Origin of the sequence: Microbacterium sp. NPDC055910 (assembly GCF_042271185.1) — a bacterium.
Lineage (GTDB): Bacteria > Actinomycetota > Actinomycetes > Actinomycetales > Microbacteriaceae > Microbacterium.
The window spans coordinates 1-19,601 of sequence record NZ_JBHJZS010000029.1 but is presented as its reverse complement, the minus strand read 5'-3'; the positions used below and the strand labels follow the sequence as shown (position 1 = coordinate 19,601).

The 19,601-nt window shown below is 70.7% G+C and carries 17 protein-coding genes and 1 tRNA gene; 4 read left to right on the top strand and 14 right to left on the bottom strand.

Annotation, left to right across the window (positions count from 1 at the left end; translation table 11 throughout):
- Positions 1 to 20 precede the first annotated feature (20 nt).
- The 7 genes from thrB to ACFC3F_RS11815 all read right to left on the bottom strand — a co-directional run bounded on the left by thrB (position 21) and on the right by ACFC3F_RS11815 (position 9,959).
- Positions 21 to 959: a homoserine kinase gene (thrB, locus tag ACFC3F_RS11845; RefSeq protein WP_376129721.1), complete on the bottom strand. Its 939-nt coding sequence runs from the start codon at positions 957 to 959 to the stop codon at positions 21 to 23.
- On the bottom strand, positions 956 to 2,044 hold the full coding sequence (gene thrC, locus ACFC3F_RS11840) for a threonine synthase (RefSeq protein ID WP_376129718.1): 1,089 nt from the start codon (positions 2,042 to 2,044) through the stop codon (positions 956 to 958). The genes thrB and thrC overlap by 4 nt, the downstream gene beginning before the upstream one ends.
- Before the next feature lies 1 nt (position 2,045).
- The gene (locus ACFC3F_RS11835; protein ID WP_376129715.1) at positions 2,046 to 3,389 is read right to left on the bottom strand and encodes a homoserine dehydrogenase; all 1,344 of its coding nucleotides are present in this window, start codon (positions 3,387 to 3,389) and stop codon (positions 2,046 to 2,048) included.
- Entirely contained in the window at positions 3,386 to 4,798 is a 1,413-nt protein-coding gene (lysA, locus tag ACFC3F_RS11830; RefSeq protein ID WP_376129773.1) for a diaminopimelate decarboxylase, read from the bottom strand. Before lysA ends, ACFC3F_RS11835 begins: the two co-directional genes overlap by 4 nt.
- A 141-nt stretch (positions 4,799 to 4,939) precedes the next feature.
- Positions 4,940 to 5,716, bottom strand: a complete 777-nt coding sequence (locus tag ACFC3F_RS11825) for a DUF2993 domain-containing protein (protein WP_376129712.1) — start codon at positions 5,714 to 5,716, stop codon at positions 4,940 to 4,942.
- Positions 5,717 to 5,720: 4 nt separating this feature from the next.
- A complete protein-coding gene (argS, locus tag ACFC3F_RS11820; RefSeq protein WP_376129709.1) occupies positions 5,721 to 7,418 on the bottom strand; it encodes an arginine--tRNA ligase in 1,698 nt (565 codons plus the stop codon).
- 24 nt (positions 7,419 to 7,442) lie between these two features.
- Positions 7,443 to 9,959: a LuxR C-terminal-related transcriptional regulator gene (locus tag ACFC3F_RS11815; RefSeq protein WP_376129707.1), complete on the bottom strand. Its 2,517-nt coding sequence runs from the start codon at positions 9,957 to 9,959 to the stop codon at positions 7,443 to 7,445.
- 174 nt (positions 9,960 to 10,133) lie between these two features.
- On the opposite strand from ACFC3F_RS11815, the gene ACFC3F_RS11810 reads away from it, so the two are divergent.
- A tRNA-Arg gene (locus ACFC3F_RS11810) sits at positions 10,134 to 10,209 on the top strand.
- Between the two features lie 305 nt (positions 10,210 to 10,514).
- Complete coding sequence (locus tag ACFC3F_RS11805) at positions 10,515 to 10,778, top strand: hypothetical protein (RefSeq protein ID WP_376129704.1); 264 nt, start codon at positions 10,515 to 10,517, stop codon at positions 10,776 to 10,778.
- A 152-nt stretch (positions 10,779 to 10,930) separates the two neighbouring features.
- On the opposite strand, the gene ACFC3F_RS11800 is transcribed toward ACFC3F_RS11805, so the two are convergent.
- The 7 genes from ACFC3F_RS11800 to ACFC3F_RS11770 form a co-directional block, all read right to left on the bottom strand.
- Positions 10,931 to 11,053 carry a hypothetical protein gene (locus ACFC3F_RS11800; protein WP_376129702.1) on the bottom strand — a complete coding sequence of 41 codons (123 nt, stop codon included), beginning with the start codon at positions 11,051 to 11,053 and terminating at the stop codon, positions 10,931 to 10,933.
- Complete coding sequence (locus ACFC3F_RS11795; protein WP_376129699.1) at positions 11,034 to 11,804, bottom strand: nucleotidyl transferase AbiEii/AbiGii toxin family protein; 771 nt, start codon at positions 11,802 to 11,804, stop codon at positions 11,034 to 11,036. The genes ACFC3F_RS11800 and ACFC3F_RS11795 overlap by 20 nt, the downstream gene beginning before the upstream one ends.
- The gene (locus tag ACFC3F_RS11790; RefSeq protein WP_376129696.1) at positions 11,797 to 12,447 is read right to left on the bottom strand and encodes a type IV toxin-antitoxin system AbiEi family antitoxin domain-containing protein; all 651 of its coding nucleotides are present in this window, start codon (positions 12,445 to 12,447) and stop codon (positions 11,797 to 11,799) included. Before ACFC3F_RS11790 ends, ACFC3F_RS11795 begins: the two co-directional genes overlap by 8 nt.
- 301 nt (positions 12,448 to 12,748) lie before the next feature.
- Positions 12,749 to 13,936 (bottom strand): amidohydrolase family protein, encoded by a 1,188-nt coding sequence (locus ACFC3F_RS11785; RefSeq protein ID WP_376129694.1) that lies wholly within the window; start codon positions 13,934 to 13,936, stop codon positions 12,749 to 12,751.
- A gap of 94 nt (positions 13,937 to 14,030) precedes the next feature.
- Positions 14,031 to 14,852: a CPBP family intramembrane glutamic endopeptidase gene (locus tag ACFC3F_RS11780; RefSeq protein WP_376129770.1), complete on the bottom strand. Its 822-nt coding sequence runs from the start codon at positions 14,850 to 14,852 to the stop codon at positions 14,031 to 14,033.
- A gap of 71 nt (positions 14,853 to 14,923) precedes the next feature.
- The gene (gene trmB / locus ACFC3F_RS11775; RefSeq protein WP_376129691.1) at positions 14,924 to 15,661 is read right to left on the bottom strand and encodes a tRNA (guanosine(46)-N7)-methyltransferase TrmB; all 738 of its coding nucleotides are present in this window, start codon (positions 15,659 to 15,661) and stop codon (positions 14,924 to 14,926) included.
- Between the two features lie 30 nt (positions 15,662 to 15,691).
- Complete coding sequence (locus ACFC3F_RS11770) at positions 15,692 to 16,528, bottom strand: DUF3097 domain-containing protein (RefSeq protein ID WP_376129688.1); 837 nt, start codon at positions 16,526 to 16,528, stop codon at positions 15,692 to 15,694.
- 189 nt (positions 16,529 to 16,717) lie between these two features.
- On the opposite strand from ACFC3F_RS11770, the gene ACFC3F_RS11765 reads away from it, so the two are divergent.
- Both ACFC3F_RS11765 and ACFC3F_RS11760 read left to right on the top strand, forming a co-directional pair.
- Positions 16,718 to 18,733, top strand: coding sequence for a TPM domain-containing protein (locus tag ACFC3F_RS11765; RefSeq protein WP_376129685.1), 2,016 nt, complete (start codon positions 16,718 to 16,720; stop codon positions 18,731 to 18,733).
- A gap of 73 nt (positions 18,734 to 18,806) precedes the next feature.
- The gene (locus ACFC3F_RS11760) at positions 18,807 to 19,544 is read left to right on the top strand and encodes a PspA/IM30 family protein (RefSeq protein ID WP_376129682.1); all 738 of its coding nucleotides are present in this window, start codon (positions 18,807 to 18,809) and stop codon (positions 19,542 to 19,544) included.
- Positions 19,545 to 19,601: the final 57 nt, after the last annotated feature.

Here is a 19,601-nt window from a genome sequence, read left to right as displayed (position 1 = left end):
GAATGCGACGGAGGCCAGATTCACGTTTGCGTGGAGTCCTCCGCGTGCTCCCTCACTGTACCACCCTTGACGTCGACGGCGAGCATGAGGGCCTCCCAGGGAGTGTCGCTCGACTGCGCCGCGAGGGCGGCCGCGTCCAGGCGCGCACCGGGGCCGTCGGCGAGCACGAGCACGCTAGGGCCGGCTCCCGAGACGACGGCGGCGTACCCTGCGTCGCGCAGTCGCCGCACGAGCCGGTCCGTCTCGGGCATGGCCTGGGCGCGGTAGTTCTGGTGCAGCCGATCGGCGGTCGCCGCGAAGAGCAGCTCGGGGCTCTGCGTGAGCGCGGCGATAAGCAGCGCCGAGCGCGAGACATTGAAGACGGCGTCTTCGCGGGGCACCTGCAGCGGCTGCAGGCTGCGGGCGACCTTCGTCGACATCGTGAAATCGGGCACGAGCACGAGCGGGGCGACACCGCGGTTGACGAGCAGTTTCTTGTGCTGCGGGCCGCCCTCGTCGACCCACGCGATCGTGAGTCCGCCGAACAGGGCCGGTGCGACGTTGTCGGGGTGGCCTTCGAGCTCGGTCGCGAGCCGCAGCAGCGTGTCGTCGTCGAGGTCGACGATGCCGGCGAGCAGGCCCTTCGCCGCGAGCAGCCCCGACACGACGGCGGCGCCGGACGAGCCGAGACCGCGCCCGTGCGGGATGACGTTGTGCGATTCGAGGCGGAGCCCCGGCATCCGCTGCCCGACGGCGTCGAAGGCGTACGCGATCGTGGAGACGACGAGGTTCGACGCGTCGCGGGGCACGTCGTCGGCACCCGCGCCGTGCACGTCGATCTCGAGCCGGCCTTCGTCAAGCGCCGTCACGATGAGTTCGTCGTACACGCTCAGCGCGAGGCCGAGCGTGTCGAAGCCCGGACCCAGGTTCGCGCTCGTGGCGGGGACGCGGACGAGCAGCGGCCCCTCCGGCTGTGTCACGCGGTCGCCTCGGTGCGCGACAGCCCCAGGACCGATGCCACCTCCGACGTCGCCGCATCGACGACGGTCGGCTCGACGGTCGAGCCGTCGGCATTGCGCAGCGCCCACTGCGGGTCCTTCAGGCCGTGGCCCGTGACCGTCAGCACGACACGCGCGCCCTCCGGCACCGCGCCGGCCTCGGCACGGTCCAGCAGACCCGCGACGCTGATCGCCGAGGCGGGCTCGACGAACACGCCGACCTCACCGGCCAGGAGCTTCTGCGCCGCGAGGATGCGGTCGTCGTCGATCGCGCCGAACCAGCCGTTCGTGGCGTCGCGCGCCTCGAGGGCGAACTCCCACGAGGCGGGATTGCCGATGCGGATCGCGCTGGCGACCGTCTCGGGGTTCTTCACGACCTCGCCGCGCACGAGCGGGGCCGATCCTTCGGCCTGGAAGCCGAACATCCGCGGCACCCGGGTCGAGACACCGCGCGCCGCCTCTTCGCGATAGCCGCGGGAGTACGCCGTGTAGTTGCCGGCGTTGCCGACGGGGATGAAGTGGAAGTCGGGGGCGTCGCCGAGCTGCTCGACGATCTCGTAAGCCGCCGTCTTCTGCCCCTCGATCCGGTCGGGGTTGACCGAGTTGACCAGGTGCACGGGGTAGTCGTCGGCGAGCTCGCGCGCGATCTCGAGGCAGTCGTCGAAGTTGCCGCGGACCTGGATGAGCTGCCCGCCGTGCACGACCGCCTGGCTGAGCTTGCCCATCGCGATCTTGCCCTCGGGCACGAGCACGGCGGCGGTGATGCCGGCGTGCGCGGCGTATGCGGCGGCAGAGGCGGACGTGTTGCCCGTCGACGCGCAGATGACGGCCTTCGCACCGTGCTCGACGGCGCGCGAGAGCGCGACCGTCATGCCGCGGTCCTTGAACGACCCGGTCGGGTTCATGCCCTCGAATTTGACCCACACGTCGGCGCCCGTGCGGCGCGACAGCGACGGGGCCGGGATGAGCGGCGTGCCGCCCTCGCCGAGGGTGACGACGGTCGAGGCGTCGGTCACGCCCAGACGGTCGGCGTATTCGCGCAGGACTCCGCGCCACAGATGTGCCATGTCAGTCTCCTTCCACGCGCAGGACCGAGACGACGCGCTCTACGACGCCGCTCTCGGCGAGGCGGCCGACCGTCTCGCTGAGGTCCTGCTCCAGTGCCTTGTGAGTGCCGATGACGAGGCGGGCGACACCGGGGCCGCCGTTGGGCTCGCGCAGGACCGTCTGCTCGACGGTCGCGATCGACACACGCCCCTCGCTCAGCACGCCCGCGACGGTTGCGAGCACGCCGGGCCGGTCGTCGACCTCGAGCGTGATCTGGTAGCGCGTCGTGACGCGGCCGATCGGCACGATCGGCAGGTTCGCGCGCGTCGACTCGCCGACTCCGACGCCGCCCGCGATGTGGCGGCGCGCCGCCGAGACGACATCGCCGAGCACGGCCGAGGCGGTCTGCACGCCACCGGCGCCCGCGCCGTAGAACATCAGGTTGCCGGCCGCTTCGGCCTGCACGAAGACGGCGTTGTTCGCGCCGTGCACGCTCGCGAGCGGGTGGGCGCGGTCGACCAGCGCGGGATAGACCCGCACCGAGATGGCGTCGCGCGGCGCGACATCGCTCTGCGGCACCCCGGATGCGGAGGCGTCGAGGCGTTCGCACACGGCGAGCAGCTTGATGACGTAGCCGGCGTTGCGCGCGGCATCCATCATCGCCTTGTCGACCGTCGTGATGCCCTCGCGGTGCACCGTTTCCAGCGGAACGGTCGTGTGGAAGGCGAGGGAGGCGAGGATCGCGGCCTTCTGCGCCGCGTCGAAGCCCTCGACGTCGGCGGTCGGGTCCGCTTCGGCGTAGCCGAGCGCCTGGGCGTCGGCCAGCACGTCGGCGAACTCGGCGCCCTCGGTGTCCATGCGGTCGAGGATGTAGTTCGTCGTGCCGTTGACGATGCCCATGATGCGCTGCACGCGGTCGCCGGCGAGCGAGTCGCGCAGCGGCCGGATGATGGGGATGGCGCCGGCTGCTGCGGCCTCGTAGTAGACGGATGCGCCCACCTGGTCGGCGGCGTCGAAGATCTCGGGGCCGTGCGTCGCGAGGAGCGCCTTGTTGGCCGTCACGACGTCCGCACCGGAGTTGATCGCCTGCAGGATGTACGTACGCGCCGGTTCGATGCCGCCCATGAGCTCGATCACGATGTCGGCGCCCATGATGAGGGTCTCGGCGTCGGTCGTGAACAGGTCGCGGGGCAGGTCGGTCTCGCGCGGGGCATCGAGATCGCGCACGGCGATCCCGGCGAGCTCGAGCGTCGCACCGGAGCGGTCGGCGAGCTCGTCACCATGCCGCAGCAACAGCGCGGCGACCTGGGAGCCCACGGCTCCCGCACCCAGCAGGGCGACCCGAAGGCGGCGGTAGTCGGTCATACGTTCCTTTCCATCGAGGTGGCGAGCCCCGCATCGCGGGCGAGCAGATCGTCGATCGACTCGCCGCGCACGATGACGCGGGCTTCTCCCCCGCGCACCGCCACGACGGGCGGGCGCGGCACGTAGTTGTAGTTGCTGGCGAGCGAGAAGCAGTACGCCCCCGTCGCCGGCACGGCGAGCAGGTCGCCGCGGGTCACGTCGGCGGGCAGGTATTCGCGGTCGACGACGATGTCGCCCGATTCGCAGTGCTTACCCACGACGCGCGCGAGCACCGGTGCCGCGTCGCTGCACCGTGAGGCGATGCGCGCGGAGTACTGCGCGCCGTAGAGCGCGGGTCGCGCGTTGTCGCTCATGCCGCCGTCGACGCTCACATACAGGCGCGTCGCGCCGCCGTCGAGCGCGACGGGCTTGGTCGTGCCGACCTCGTACAGCGTCACGCCCGCGGGCCCCACGATCGCGCGGCCCGGTTCGAACGCGAGATCCGGCATCGGGATGCCACGGGCCTCGCACTCGTTCGCGACGGCCTCGACGATCCCGGCCGCGAGCGCGGCGATGGGCGTCGGATCATCGGCCGAGGTGTAGGCGATCCCGAAGCCGCCCCCGAGATTGAGCACGGGAAGGTCGGCGTCTTTGCGCAGCCGTGCGTGCAGACCGACCAGGCGCGCGGCCGATTCGCGGAACCCGGCGGTGCCGAAGATCTGCGAGCCGATGTGGCCGTGCAGTCCGACGAGCTCGAGCCCCGGCGTCTCACGGACGCGAGCGGCCACGGCGGGCGCGCTTTCCAGCGTGAACCCGAACTTCTGGTCTTCGTGAGCCGTCGCGAGGAAGTCGTGCGTCTCGGCGTGCACGCCGCTGTTGACCCGGATGAACACGGGCTGGGTCGCCCCGCGCCGCGCGACGATCTCCGCAAGGCGGTCGACCTCGTCGAGACTGTCGAGCACGATCGAGCCGACGCCCACCTCGACGGCGCGGTCGAGCTCGGCGCGCGACTTGTTGTTGCCGTGGAAGGCGAGCCGCTTCGGGTCGGCGCCCGCCGCGAGCGCGACGGCCAGTTCGCCGCCCGTGCAGACGTCGACCGAGAGTCCCTCATCGAGCACCCACCGCACGACCTCGGTCGAGAGGAACGCCTTGCCGGCGTAATAGACGCGCGCCGCGGCGCCATGGGCCGCCGCGGCATCGCCGAACGCGGCGAGCGTGCGCCGCGCGCGTGTGCGCACTTCTTCTTCGTCGAACACGTACAGGGGCGTGCCGAAGCGTGCCGCGAGCTCGGTCACCGGCATCCCGGCGATGTGGACGATGCCGTCGGCGTCGCGCGCCGCGTTCGCGGGCCACACTCCGGCGGCGAGCGCGTTGACGTCGTGGGGCACGGAGAGCCAGTCGGAAGCCGGCGTACGGGAGGGCGAGGCGATGGACACGGGGGAACCAATCGGGTGGAAGCTTCGGCGCGGCGCCACCGGGGATCGCCCGGAATCGGCGGCTGCCGCGAGCGGTCGACGCACACGCCGGGCAGTGGTAGCAAGTCTAGAGCACGCCGGTTCCCGCCCGGATCGTCAGCACGTGCCCTTCTCGAGCAGCGCGCGATCGCGCAGGATCGCATCCGCGATCGCGAAGCGCGCGACGAGCTCGTCGTCGTCGACGGCGACATCGGTGAGCGTCATCCCGGCGGGAAGGTACTGGGCGATGCAGACCGGCCAGTCCCGCAGTACGGCGTTGGAGAGGATGCCGAACTGCCGCCGCAGTTCGTCGGCGGTGACATCGGCACCCGCGACCTGGATCGACGCCGGCGTCAGCACGAGCGCACCGTCGTCGGCGCTCGGGGTGAGGGACACTCCGATCGGCACGGCCGCGCCGAAGAGCGAGAGCTCGACCGTCGCGGTCACATCGGGAGCGGCGATGCCGAGGGCCTCGACGGGGAACTCCTCGACGCTCGACATGAGGTGGCGCAGGTCTTCGTCGTCGACGCGCACGAGCGCTGTCGCGTTGCGCACGTCGCCGCCGCGGATCGGCACGTCGAAGGCGGCGACCTCGACGTCGCCGCGGAAGGCGCCCAGTTCGACGTCGTCGGAGCGGACGCCGATCTCGCCGAGTCGTCCGCCGATGAGCTGCGGCAGGACGGGCCCCGGCAGGTCGACATCGATCACCTGGTCGGACGGCAGGGCGAGATTCGAGATCACCTGCGTGCGGATCGTGCGCTCGACGACGGTACGGGCGATGGCCTCACCGGCGAACCATGCCCCGACGGCCAGCAGCGCGACGATCGCGATCACGACGACCCAGCCGCGACCGCGGCGGGCCGGACGCGCGGCGGGTGTCGGGGCGGATGCCACGTCGCTACATCCGCTCGGGCGCCGAGACGCCGAGCAGGGTCAGGCCGTTGCGCAGCACCTGTCCCGTCGCGTCGTTGAGCCACAGGCGCGTGCGGTGCACGGTCTCGACCGGCTCGTCGCCGAGCGGGATGACGCGGCAGTTGTCGTACCAGCGGTGGTAGAGGCCCGCGAGCTCCTCGAGGTAGCGGGCCACGCGGTGCGGCTCGCGCACGTCGGCGGCGTAGGCGACGATGCGGGGGAACTCCTGCAGCGCGCCCAGCAGCGCCGACTCGGTCTCGTGATCGAGCAGCTCGGGCGCGAATTCCGAACGGTCGACGCCGGATGCCGCGGCGTTGCGCGCGACGTTGAACGTGCGGGCGTGGGCGTACTGCACGTAGAAGACCGGGTTGTCGTTCGTGCGCTTGCGCAGGATCTCGGGATCGAGCGTGAGCGGAGAGTCGGCGGGGTAGCGCGCGAGCGAATAGCGCAGGGCATCCGTTCCGATCCATTCGCGCAGGTCGTCGAGCTCGATGATGTTGCCGGCGCGCTTGGACAGGCGCGCGCCGTTGATGGACACGAGCTGGCCGATGAGCACCTCGATGGCGGTGTCCGGATCGTCGCCGGCGGCACCGGCGAGTGCCTTGAGACGGTGCACATATCCGTGGTGATCGGCGCCGAGCAGGTAGATCTTGTGCGCGAAGCCGCGGTCGCCCTTGTTCAGGTAGTAGGCGGCATCGGCGGCGAAATAGGTGTACTCCCCCGTCGAGCGGCGGATGACGCGGTCCTTGTCGTCCCCGAACTCGGTTGTGCGCACCCAGACGGCGCCCCCCTCGTCGAAGACGTGGCCCTGCGTGCGCAGACGGTCCACCGCGGCATCGACGAGGCTCGGTGCACCGTCGCCGTCCTTCGCGTGCAGGGTGCGCTCCGAGAACCACACGTCGAAATGCACGTTGAACTGCTCGAGCGACATCTGGATGTCCGCCAGCTGCCGGCGGTACGCGATCTCGGTCGCGACGGCGAGCTGCTGCTCGCGCGGCAGCGACATGACGGAGCCCGACGCACCCGCGACACCCGCCTCCTCGGCGGGTGTCGCGGTGACGTGATCGGCCAGCACCTGGATGTACGAACCGGCGTAGCCGTCGTCGGGGGTCGGTTCGCCGTGCATCGCGGCGAGCACGGAGCGACCGAATCGCTCCATCTGGGCGCCGGCGTCGTTGATGTAGAACTCCCGGGCCACCGTCGCCCCGCTCACGGCGAGCAGCCTGCCGATCGCGTCGCCGAGCGCGGCCCAGCGCGTGTGACCGATATGCAGGGGGCCCGTCGGGTTGGCGCTGACGAACTCGAGATTGATCGTGTTGCCGCGCTGGGACTCGTTCGAGCCGAACGCCGCGCCCGCCTCGACGATCGTCCGCGCGAGTGCGCCGGCGGCGGCGGCGTCCAGTCGGATGTTGATGAACCCGGGACCGGCCACCTCAACGCTCGCGATGCCGTCGACCCGTTCGAGACCGGCGGCGATCTCGGCGGCGAACTCGCGGGGGTTCGCCCCGACGGCCTTGGCGAGCTTGAGCGCGGCGTTGGAGGCCCAGTCGCCGTGATCACGGTTCTTGGGCCGGTCGAGCGGAAGATCCACGGGCGTCAGCCCCTCGGAGGAACCGGGGCGCCGCGACTCGGCGAGCGGGGCGACGACGGCGAGCAGTGCGGCGGAGAGGGCTTCGGGATCCATAGCCCGCTCATTCTACGGGCGCGCTCAGGCACTGACCTCCTGGCCGAGCAGGAAGGGCTTGATGTCCTGGCGACGCTTGAGCCCGGTCTTGCGCAGCAGTCGCGAGACGTGCGACTCGACGGTGCGCACCGAGACGACGAGCGCCTCGGCGATGACGGGGTTCGTCAGGCCCGACGCGATGAGCTCGGCGATCTCGAGTTCGCGCGGGGTGAGGTCTTCGGGCGACATCGCGACGCTCGGACGACCCTCTCCCGCGTGCATCCGTTCACGCAGCCCTTCGATCGGCGCCGCGAGACCGGCCGCTTCGGGCGTCTGCCCGAAGACCCCCGCCGCGAGGTCGACGCAGAACACGGCCTCGCGAGTGCGACCGGCGTGGTCGAGCTGCTCGACGAGCCGGACGACCTCGTCGACGTCGCGGTCGACGAGCGCCTTCGCGAAGTCCGCCTGGCGCACGAGCACGGGTGCCGTCACCGAGCGCGCACGAGCGCCGACGCGCTGCCAGTTCCGTTTCGTCGGCGCGTACTGCAGCCCTTCGAGGTAGGCGCGGGCCGCCGAGAGCACCGCGCCGCGCTGCCACATCGCGTCGCCGGCATCGAAGCAGGCCCGCGCTGCGGCGGACGCTCCCTCGTCGACGGCGGCGAGGCGTGCATGGGCCAGTCCCGAGCACTGGCCGATGAGCGGACCGTCGCACAGACCCGCGGCATCCACGTCGGCGAGCGACTGCTCCATGAGCGCGCGCTGTCCGCGTCTGGCCGCCATCTCGGCGGCCATGGTCTTGAGCCCGATGAACGACAGCGGCGGATACAGCGTGGGAAGCCCCAGGAACGACGATTCGGCGAGGAGGTGCTCGGCATCGTCGAGGCGGCGATCGAGCAGCGCCGTGAGGGTGGCGAGGAAGGCATGGATCCGGATGCGGGGCGCGTCGAAGTCGCGCCGGGCGGCGGCGAGGCCGTGCGCGGCGATGCGATCCGCGACGGCGATCCGGTCGGCGACGAGGTGCGCGATGACGGTGAGGGCGTCGGCGAGCGGATCGGGGGTCGGGTCGAACGCCGCCATCTGCGCCAGGGCCACGTCGGCGTCGTCGCTGCGGCCGCGGGCGAGCAGCCAGAACGCGCGGGCCCGCATCACGGCGGCGCGGGCCGACGGGGACATCGGCTGCAGATCGACGCCGGCGAGCGGGTCCTCGGTCGGCACCGTGAGGAACGAGCTCTCCAGCTCGGCCGCCCGGCCGAGCAGCAGCCCGCCCTCTCTCGGGAGCTGCGCGGCGCGAGCCCGCAGCTCGTGCACGGCGACGGCGGCGTCACGGTTCACCGCGCACCGTGCGACCTCCCATTCGGCGAGCACGCGCTCGGAGCCGTCCATGCCGTGCACCGCCCCGATGAGGGCGTCGAGTTCGTCGACATCGTGGGCGCCGTCGACTTCGAGCGCCGTCAGCAGCGCCGTCGCGGTCGACAGACTCGGATCGGTGTGCCACGCTTCGCGTGCCTGCAGCGTGCGCCGCCTCGTCTTCTCGTGCACGAGACGCACGAAGACCGCCGAATCGCCCGGCATGTCGGGCTGGTCCGGATCGAACGCGGGTCCGGCCGAGAGCAGATCGTCCAGTCGCGCCAGCAGCTCCGATCGGCGGCCCGCGAGGGCGTCGTGCCGGAAGTGCTCGACGAGGATCGGCGGGCGCACGGAGACCACCTTGCTGCCGCCGACGTCGACGACCGCGAGGAACGAGCGTTCTTCCAGCTCGCTGATCCGGTCGAGCCCGACGGCGGTCGCGGCGGTCGAGATCGTCGCCGGGCCGAGCACCGCGAGGATCTCGAGCGCCTCGACGGCGTCCTGCTCGAGCGGGTGCAGGATGACATCGGCCATGAGCCGCAGCGACGGGCTCCACAGCGACCCCGTCGCCCGCCCGATCCCGTCTTCGACCGTGAACCGCCCGTCTCTGCGCGCCGCGTCGACGACGGCGGCCGCCAGGCCGATGTTGCCGCCGGACTTGGCGAAGACGCGGCTGAGCGAACCCGGCTCGATCCGGAACCCGAGGTGGGCTTCGAGGGCGGTCTCGAGTTCGCCGTAGGCCATGCCCGGAAGCCGCATCGCGTAGGTCGTCGTGAAGGCTCCGACCGGCTTGACGAGCGCGTGCCGCGACCTGTGGATCAGGCGGGACGACAGCACCGGCACGCGGGCGCGGGTCTGCACGGCCCGGATGACGCCGCCCGAAGCCTCGTCGAGCACGTCGCCGTCATCGACGACGATGAGGGTGCGCCCGGGAACGACGGCGTCGGCGAGCGCCGTCACCGCCGCCGCGATGCTCGTGCCCCTGGCATCCGGACTCGCCGCGACCCCCGCGATCGCGAGGGCGACCAGCGGTGTCTTGGCGAACGCGTTCTGACCGTCGACCTGGATGACCCGCCAGCCGAGGGCCGTGAAGTAATCCCTGATCCGGTTCAGGAAATGGGTGCGGCCGCAGCCATGCTCGCCCTCGACATCGAGGCTTCGGCCGCTGTGCAGCACGTCGACGGCGGCCAGGAAGAGTTCGTTCCGAGTGTTCATCGACGCGCACCTCCACGCGCTACCGCTCGGTGTTCTCGACGCGCCATCGCGCCGTAGACACGGACGGTACACCTGCGGCAGGCGCCGACCCCAGGACTGCAGCCTCGCGACTTGATCCTTCGTCGCGCCCCGGCGCGTGGGCCGGTCACGTCGGTGATAACCTCGATCCGGCACGCCTCCGTAGCTCAGGGGATAGAGCGTTGGTTTCCGGTACCAAAGGTCGCAGGTTCGATTCCTGTCGGGGGCACCAGTCGTGACAAGGGGGTCGCGGGGCATGCAGTCCTCGCGGTCCCTCTCTCGTGACAGCACTTCGACAACATCTGCGGCGCGCTCCGCGTGATCGAGGGCGGCCGCGATGTTGTCGAGATCGTCGTCGGAGCGGTCGGCCAACGTGTCGAGCGTCATCGCTGCCCACGCGGCCGTGTGCCGCAGGTCGTGAGCGTGTCCTCCGACTCGCTACGATGCACTCTCGCCACCTGGGACGCAGCTGGCTACGAGCCCGACACAGCCATGCAGCTCGACATCCGGTACAGCAGCACACTCCCCATCGAACGAATGACCACCGCCGACCGCACAAGCGTCGACGGACTCATCCGCCTCACGATCCAGAGCACGTGCACAGTCCAACCCGAACGACACGCCGGATGCACCTGCCCAGCCCGCACGATCGACGACCGGCTCTCGTGCCACCAAACGGTCTTCGACAGCTCACTGGGGCCGCGGCTGCATAGCCGCGATCTCCGCTTCGATCTCCTCGATTCGGTCTCGCATCACGCCGTCGACGATTCCTCCTGGGACTGCGAGTCGATCGAGTACTAATTGCCGTCGCTCATCTTCTAACTCGCGAATGCGGGCGTCGCGGTCCGAGTGATCGGTCATGTGACCCAGCTTGCACGACCTCAGCGCGCGAGGCGAATACCGATGGCGCACAGTCGAAAACCGGCATATGCGCTGCCTCGCTGGAGTCAGCGTCAGCGTCTGCGCACGTGGCCTGGTGCGCGCACGCCGTTGTCGACGATGAGCTGCGTGCCGAAGGCCGCACCACGATCTTCGACCTCGACCAGACCGTCGTCGTCACGACGAGAGCGCTGCAATCGCTTCGTTCACGACGTTCGCTGCGTGCTCTGACGTCGCCGCGATGACGCACTGATGTGCGAGCGACCCCTCCCAATCACGCTCGCTTGGCACCTGGGCGAAGGAGATTCTCGAGAGAGTCGTGTGTTGGCCGTAGCGGCAATACAGCGCGGCGGCAGCCTCGTTGATCCAGCCCCTCTCCGCCAGAGCCCATAGGTCGTACAGGTCGCGTGGTGCGTGCCGGTCCTCCCAGGTGGCGAGCTTGGAGGCGACGAATGCTGGCGGCGTGAGCACCTGGAGCCTCGCGGGCGGGGCGTCGCTGTACCGATGCTCCAAGTCAATGAACTGCCGCGGCCGCGGCGGGTAACCCTCCGAGGTCAGCAGCTGCACCCGGATGCGCGTGCCCTTCACCTCAAGGATCGACGGCTGCGAGTGCGGGGCTTCACCGAGGGGCGGAATGAACGTCACAGCGCCCAGGGTGCGCCGGAACCGCCGCTGGACCTCCGCCTGGATCCGCGCGCCCACCTCACGCCGGTTGCCGAGTGCGATCAGGTCGATGTCCTCAGACAGCCGCAGCTCCGGCAGCAGCGTTCGAGAGAGCGCCGTCCCTCCGAAGAAGACGACATCACCCTGCGCGGCCGCCGCGATCGCGGCCAGTCCGTGCGAGATGACGTGATCGCGGACGACCTGCTGGGCGCCGACGCCGAACTGCTCCTCGACCGCGCGGCGCTCCTGCGGATCGAGAACGCCGGGGATCGTCCGGTCAGGCAACGAAGAGTCCGTTCCTGAGATCGCGGACCATGTCTCGCACGGCGCCGTTAGCCCGGCCGTACCACTCGCAGACTTCTGCCAGATCGTCGCCGCTTACCTGCCCGCGGAAATTACGCGCGGCATCACGAGCCGCATCCGGCAGCTTGCCCTGGTTCGGCCTCATGAGCAGGTCGTACATCGTCTGACGCGGCGTGGTGACCAGGCCCTCGCCGAGCTCGGTGTCCTCGAGCTGTGCCTCCATCCGGTCGAGCTCGCGAGGGATCATGTGCACGGTGCCTCCGCCGTCGAGCCTCACGGGCTGTCGGAGCTTGGGCACCGCAACCGTCGTGACCGCGATCGCGCGTGGGATCGCCGTCCAATGGCGGGCAGCGCCGAGGCCCATGAGGATAGCGTTGCGCTCTCCGAACCGAGCGGTTGCTACCGCCAGGCCAGCCGCCTCGATCGTCGGCTTCCAGGTGCGACCGTCCTCACCGCCGGGCGGCACCGTGTACACGCCCTTGGCGATCCGGGCGACCGCTCCCTGCTCGGCGAGCCTGTCGAGGGCACGCCAGACGTTGCTGCCGAGCTCCTGGAGGTCCGCATAGCGTACCGTCCGCAGCGGAGCGCGCTCCATTCTGCGGAGCAGTTCGACGTCGGCCAGCATTCCACCACCTACTTTGTCTATCCCAGTATACGCAAGCGGTATACCTGGATAAAGTAAGTCACCGAGTTGTCGGCGAAACGCTACCGCTGGGGCGGGTCGCTAGTGAGGTACCCCTTCACGGCGGCACTGCCGGATCGATGCGGCGTGGCAGCACTCGCGAACTCATCGATCTCGGGCAGCGTTACGCCGACGCTCAGCCATCGATGCGTGGTGCGGGTCGTCCCAGACACAACCGGTGCGACTGTTCGCGCAGCACGGGACGCCTGAGACGCGCGAGACGTCGGCGGTGGCTCACCCCGCGTCAGGCGGTGAAGACGACGCCAGCGCGCACGGTCGCGCGGCGCGCGGCGGGCTCCCACAGCGCGGAAGGCTCCGCGACGGGATCGGCGCTGAGGACGAGAGCGTCGCCGAAGGCGCCGACGCCGAGATGACCGAGCCGCGCATCGCCGATCAGCTCGGCGTTGACCTCGGTCATGGCCTTCAGCGTCGCCGCCGCGCCGCTCGCCTCGACCTGAAGGCGCACTCCGCTGAGCTGCTCGTCCTCGAGGTCTCCCATCAGGTCGCTGCCGAAGCCGACCCGCACGCCGGCGGCGAGCGCGAGCTGCACGGCCTCCTGCCCCTTCGACAGCACTTCGTCGTTCTTCGCGAGCCGGACCGCGTCGAGGCCGATCTCGGCGCCGCGCTTGTCCATCGCATAGTAGGCGGCGAGCGTGGGCACGAGGAAGGCGCCGCGCTCGGCCATCCGGGCTGCGGTCGCCGCGTCGATGAGGTTGCCGTGCTCGATCGAGCGCACACCGTTGTCGATGGAGTGCATCACCGCCTCGGACGAATAGGCGTGCGCGGCGACATAGCTGCCGCGCCGACGGGCCTCCTCCGTCACGACACGAAGCTCTTCGGGCGAGTACTGCGGCACCCGGATGGGGTCGGTCATCGTGAACACGCCGCCGGAGGTCATGACCTTGATGGCGTGAGCGCCGGTGCGCAGCCGCTCCCGCACGGCGACGCGCAGCGCGTCGACGCCGTCCACGACCTCGCACATGTGCCCGTGCGAGAAGCAGACGTCGACGTCGGCGGAGCGCGGGTCGCCGTGACCGCCGGTCTGGCTGAGCGCGGGGCCGGTGAAGTGGTAGCGCGGTGACGGGAAGTGTCCTGCATCGATCGCGCGCGCGAGCCCGATGTCGCCGCCGGCGACGTCGCGCACGGTCGTGAAGCCGCGCCGCAAGGCGCTCTCGAGGCGTCGCGCGCCATTGATCGCGGCGTAGCTGAGCATGCCGCGCTCGTTCTCGAATCCGTCCATGCTGGTCGCGTAGGCGTGGAAGTGGGCGTCGATCAGACCCGGGACCACCCACGATCCGTCGCCGTCGAAGACGTCGGCGCCCTCGACGGGCCCCTCGGCGACGAGTCCGTCCACGATGGCGATGTCGCGCACCTCGAACCCGCGTCCGGTCCAGACGTTCGCTCCACGGATGGTCAAGGATTTCGCGTGCATTCGGTTCGCACCCTTCGGGTCATGCGGTGATCGGCTCACCACAGCACGCTACCGGCAGCCGGCCCCCCGCGGCGCCGGCCGCGGGGACGAGTGTTCAGACGAGGAAGAGGCCGTCGAGCACGCCGGGGTTGTGCGCGTGCACGAGCACGAGGAACACGACGGCGTCGAACAGCAGATGCACCGTCACGACGTACGCGAGCGATCGCGTGCGCAGGAAGATGAAGCCCTGCAGCAACGCGAACGGGATCGTGAGGAGCGGTCCCCATGCCTGGTAGCCGAGCTCCCACAGGAACGAGACGAAGACGATCGACTGCAGGATGTTCGCCTGCCACGCGGGAAAGTGCCGGCGCAGCAGGGCGAAGCAGGTGCAGATGAAGAACAGCTCGTCCCAGATGCCCACGGCGCCGACGCCGACGAAGAGGCGTGCGATGAGGTCGGGGGTGTCCACGACGGGCCAGTTGGCGTACACGCCCGACGTGATGAAGTAGAACGGCAGGATCAGCCAGCCGAGCACGAGCACGCCCGCGAGCCACGACCACTGGAACCAGCTCCATCGCTGTCCCCCGCGCCAGGGGAACCGGATCGCGTCGTCGCGGTACACCCACCGGGACACCACGTACGGCACGACGACGGCACCGCCCAGGGCGAGCGCGAAGCGCACCATGGCGAGGTTGTCCAGCTCGGCCTTGAGCGGGATCACGCTGACGATGAGCAGCCCGATCGCGATGAGCGACAGATCGCGCACGAGACTCGGGGGGCGAGCGGATGCCGCACCCTCGCCCGGCACGACGGCGTGGGTCCGAGACGCGACAGCGGCGGCGGCGAGGCCGGCGGCGAGCAGCACCCAGCCCAGCCACGCGATCTGCACGACGAAGAAGGCCGGCGCGGCGAGACAGACCAGCAGCGCCGGCAGCAGGTTCCAGGACCAGGCGGGGTGGGCGACGTCGGGCGCGGCGGAATGGGCGCGCCCTCGACGGTCGGCGCGGATCACGGGGTGTCCCGGCGCACGTAGGCGAGATCGCGGATGTCGCGCCCCACCCGGATGCCCTTGCGCTCGAACGCCGTCAGCACGCGCCCGTCGAATCTCGGCGCCCAGTCCCCGTCGAAGGAGCGCTCGAACGCCGGCGCGGCATCCATCACGACGCGCATCTGCACGGCGTAGTCCTCCCAGTCGGTCGCGAGGCGCAGCGTCCCTCCGACCCGCAGGGCGCCGGCGGCGAGCGCGGCGAACTCGTCGGTCACCAGGCGGCGCTTGGTGTGCTTGTTCTTGTGCCACGGGTCGGGGAAGAACACCCACAGCTCATCGACGGATGCCGGTGGCAGCAGGTGCTGCAGCACTTCGGGTGCGTTCGCCTCGACGAGGCGAAGATTGTCCACGCCGGCACGCTCAGCATCGAGCATCGTCCGGGCGAGGCCCGCGCGGAAGACCTCGATCGCGAGGAAGTCGTCCTCCGGGCGGGACGACGCGGCGTGCACGATCGCGTGCCCCTGGCCCGAGCCGATCTCGGCCATGAGCCGTGCGCGGCGCCCCCACACCGCCTCGGGGTCGATGGCCGTGCCGGGACGGATGCTCGTGACGGCGGCATCCCGTTCCACGTCGAGGACCATGCGGGGTGCGAGCTCGGCCCACGCGCGGTCCTGCCCGTCGGTCATGCGTCCGCTGCGTCGCACGAACGAGACGGGGCGATCGCGGAAGCGGGGGCGGGGGGCGGCGGGGTCGGACACCTCCCCAGGCTACCGAGCGACTCGTGCGGGTCAGGGCACCGTCACGAAGTCGATGAGCTCCTCGACCCTGCCGAGAAGGGCCGGATCCAGATCGCGGAAGGTCGTCACCGACGCCAGGATGCGCTGCCAGGCACGGGCGAGATCGGTCTGATCCTCCGCGGGCCACCCGAGAGCGCGGCAGACGCCGACCTTGTAGTCGATGCCGCGCGGCACGTCGGGCCAGCGCGGGATGCCGACCGAGGCCGGGAGCACGCACTGCCACACATCGACGTAGGGGTGCCCGACGATCCGCACGTGCGCTCCGTGCGGTCCGCGCTCAACGGCCTGAGCGATGCGCGTCTCCTTCGACCCGGGCACGAGGTGGTCCACGAGCACGCCGTAGCGGCGGTCGGGTGACGGCGGGTCCGACTCGAGCACCTCGGCGAGCAGGTCGACGCCCTGCAGGTACTCCACGACGACGCCTTCGACACGCAGGTCGTGGCCCCACACCTTTTCGACGAGCTCGGCGTCGTGGCGTCCTTCGACGAGGATGCGACTGGCCCGTGCGACGCGGGCCCGGCCGTCCGGCGCCGCGAACGAGCCCGAAGCGGTCCGTGTGCGCGGCGCGGGGCCTTTCCGCGTCGGCGCGACGAGCACGACATCGGCGCCGTCGATCAGGAAGCCCGCGCCGAGCGGGAACAGACGGCGGCGACCGCCGCGGTCCTCGAGTTCGACCACGCCCGAGGACAGGCCGACGATCGCGCCGCAGTATCCGTCGGCGGCGACCTCGACGACGAGGTCCCGCTCCGCCTCGACCCGTGGGACCGGCTTCGCGGCGCGCTCCCGCCATCCGGCTGCGAGCACGTCCGTGCCATAGCGATCGTCCATCGTGCGCCCTCCGAATGCGCAAGGCTACGCGAACGGCCCGGTCCCCTGTCCCCGACCCGCCGCCCTCGAGACGGATGCCGCCCGTTCGCTGTGCGCGTCCGGTGGAGGCCGCCCTGACCTACCGGGTCGCGCGCGGGGCTGAATAGACTCGTGAGGGGCGTTGTCTCATCGCCCGAGAAGGGGGACTCGATGCGTTCGCGATGGACCGCAGCCCTCGCGACGGCGTTCGCCCTGGCCCTCACGGGCACCGCGACCGCCGCGTGGGCGACCGACCCGGTGCCGCTGGGCGAGGGCTTCGTGTACGACGATCCGGGCGTGCTGTCGTCGTCCGAGACCGCGACCGTCGAAGAGCGTCTCGAGCAGCTCGCCGCCGACTCGCCCGTGAGCTTGTGGGTCGTCTACGTCGATCGCTTCACGAGCCCGAGCGATGCCCAGGAATGGGCGAACGCCACCGCGACCTCCAACGGGCTCGGCCCGAACCAGTACCTGCTCGCGATCGCCGTCGAGCAGCGCAACTACTATCTCTCCGGCGACTCCCAGGGCCCGGTCGGCTTCGACACGCTCGGCACGATCGAGCAGGAGCGGATCTACCCGGAGCTCGTCGACGAGGACTGGGCCGGCGCCGCCATCGCGGCTGCCGACGGACTGCAGGATGCCGCGACCGGCGGCAGCGGCGGCGGCGCAGCATCCGCCGACAACTCGACAGGCGTGAGCATCGTCATCGGCGTCATCGTCGTCGGCGCGATCGGAGTCATCGTCTGGCTCGTCATCCGCTCCCGCCGCAAGAAGGGCTCGGCGAGCCGTCCCGTCGAACAGGTCAGCACCGAAGAGCTCGAACGGCGCGCGGCATCGGCCCTCGTGCAGACCGACGACGCGATCCGCACGAGCGAGCAGGAGCTCGGCTTCGCGAAGGCGCAGTTCGGCGACGCGGCGGCGGCCGAGTTCGAGAGCACCCTCGCGGCGGCGAAGGAAGGCCTCAATCGCGCCTTCACCTTCAAGCAGCAGCTCGACGACGAGATCCCGGACACCCCCGAGCAGACGCGCGAGTGGAACATCGAGATCATCCGGCTGTGCGATGAGGCGAACACGAGCCTCGATGCCAAGGCCGCCGCGTTCGACGAGCTGCGAAAGCTCGAGCAGAACGCGCCCGAAGCCCTCGCGCGCGTGCAGGGCGAGCGCGCCCAGGTCGCCGCGGCGCTCGACGAGGCGACGGCGCACCTGCACTCCCTGTCGGATTCGTACGCGCGCGAAGCCCTCGTGACCGTCGCCGACAACCCGCAGCAGGCCCGGCAGCGCATCGCGTTCGCCGACGAGCAGCTGTCGGCGGCGGCTGCGGCGATCGCCGCCGGCAGCGGCGGCGAAGCGGCCGTCGGCATCCGTGCGGCCGAAGAAGCCGTCGGGCAGGCGGCCCTGCTCGAGCAGGCCATCGACAAGCTGGGCGCCGACCTCGCCGAGGGCGAGAAGAGCGCCGCACGACTGGTCGCCGAGCTCGAGCGCGACGTCGCTGCCGCCTCTGCCCTCCCCGACGATGACGGACGGCTCGCCCCCGTGATCGCTGCAACCCGGCAGCAGATCGAGAGCGCGCGAACGCACCTCTCGGGCACCGACAGGCGACCGCTGTTCGCGCTCGAGGGTCTCGAATCCGCCAATCAGCAGATCGACGCGATCGTGCAGGGTGTGCGGGATGCCGCGGCGCAAGCCGAACGCGCCCGCCAGATGGTGGGTCAGGTCATCCTGCAGGCGCAGGCGCAGGTCTCCACCGCCGAGGACTACATCACGGCCCGCCGCGGTGCGATCGGCGCTCAGGCCCGTACGCGCCTGGCCGAAGCGGGCGCATCCCTCGTGCAGGCGCAGCAGCTGCAGCAGGTGGACCCCGATCGGGCGATGCAGTCCGCACAGCGCGCCCAGCAGCTCGCCGCGCAGGCGATCCAGCACGCCCAGAACGATGTCGGCGGCTTCCAGGGCGGCGGCATGTACGGCGGCGGATCAGGGGGCGGCGACAACCTGCTCGGCGCCATGCTCGGCGGCATCGTCATCAACTCGCTCCTCGGCGGCGGCTCCTCCGGGCGCTCCCGCCGTTCGTCGGGCGGCTTCGGCGGCGGCTTCAGCGGCGGAAGCCGCAGTCGCGCAGGCGGCGGCGGGTTCCGCACCGGCAGCTTCGGCGGGGGCGGTACCCGCTCGCGCCGGGGAGGAGGACGCTTCTGACCGCCGCACGCCCGACACCCGGCATCCGATCTCTCTCGACCTCGAAACCAACCCTCGATAGGAAGGACACCTGATGGCAAAGCAGTCCATCTTCGGTCGCATCTCGACGCTCGTACGCGCCAACATCAACGCAATCCTCGACCAGGCCGAGGACCCGCAGAAGATGCTCGACCAGCTCGTCCGCGATTACACCAACTCGATCGCCGACGCCGAGTCGGCCATCGCCGAGACCATCGGCAACCTGCGTCTGCTCGAGCGCGACCACCAGGAAGACGTGCAGGCGGCGCAGGAATGGGGCAACAAGGCCCTCGCCGCGAGCCGAAAGGCCGACGAGCTGCGCGGATCGGGCAACACGTCCGACGCCGACAAGTTCGACAACCTCGCCAAGATCGCGCTGCAGCGCCAGATCAGCGAAGAGAACGAAGCCCGCGCCATCGCTCCGGCGATCGCGTCGCAGAACGAGGTCGTCGACAAGCTCAAGGACGGCCTCAACGGCATGAAGCACAAGCTCGAGCAGCTTCGGTCGAAGCGCTCCGAGCTGCTCGCCCGCTCGAAGACCGCCGAGGCCCAGAACAAGGTGCACGACGCCGTCAAGTCGATCGACGTCATGGACCCGACGAGCGAGCTCGGTCGCTTCGAGGACAAGGTGCGCCGCCAGGAGGCTCTCGCCGCCGGCAAGCAGGAGCTCGCCGCGTCGACTCTCGACGCGCAGTTCAACCAGCTCGACGACATCGGCGAGCTCACCGAGGTCGAAGCGCGCCTGGCCGCGCTCAAGGTGGGCGGCTCGCCGCAGGCGGCGATCGAGGACTGAGCACACGCGCGACGGTTCACGCGTATGAGACCCGCACTCGCGCACGCACTTCGCGTG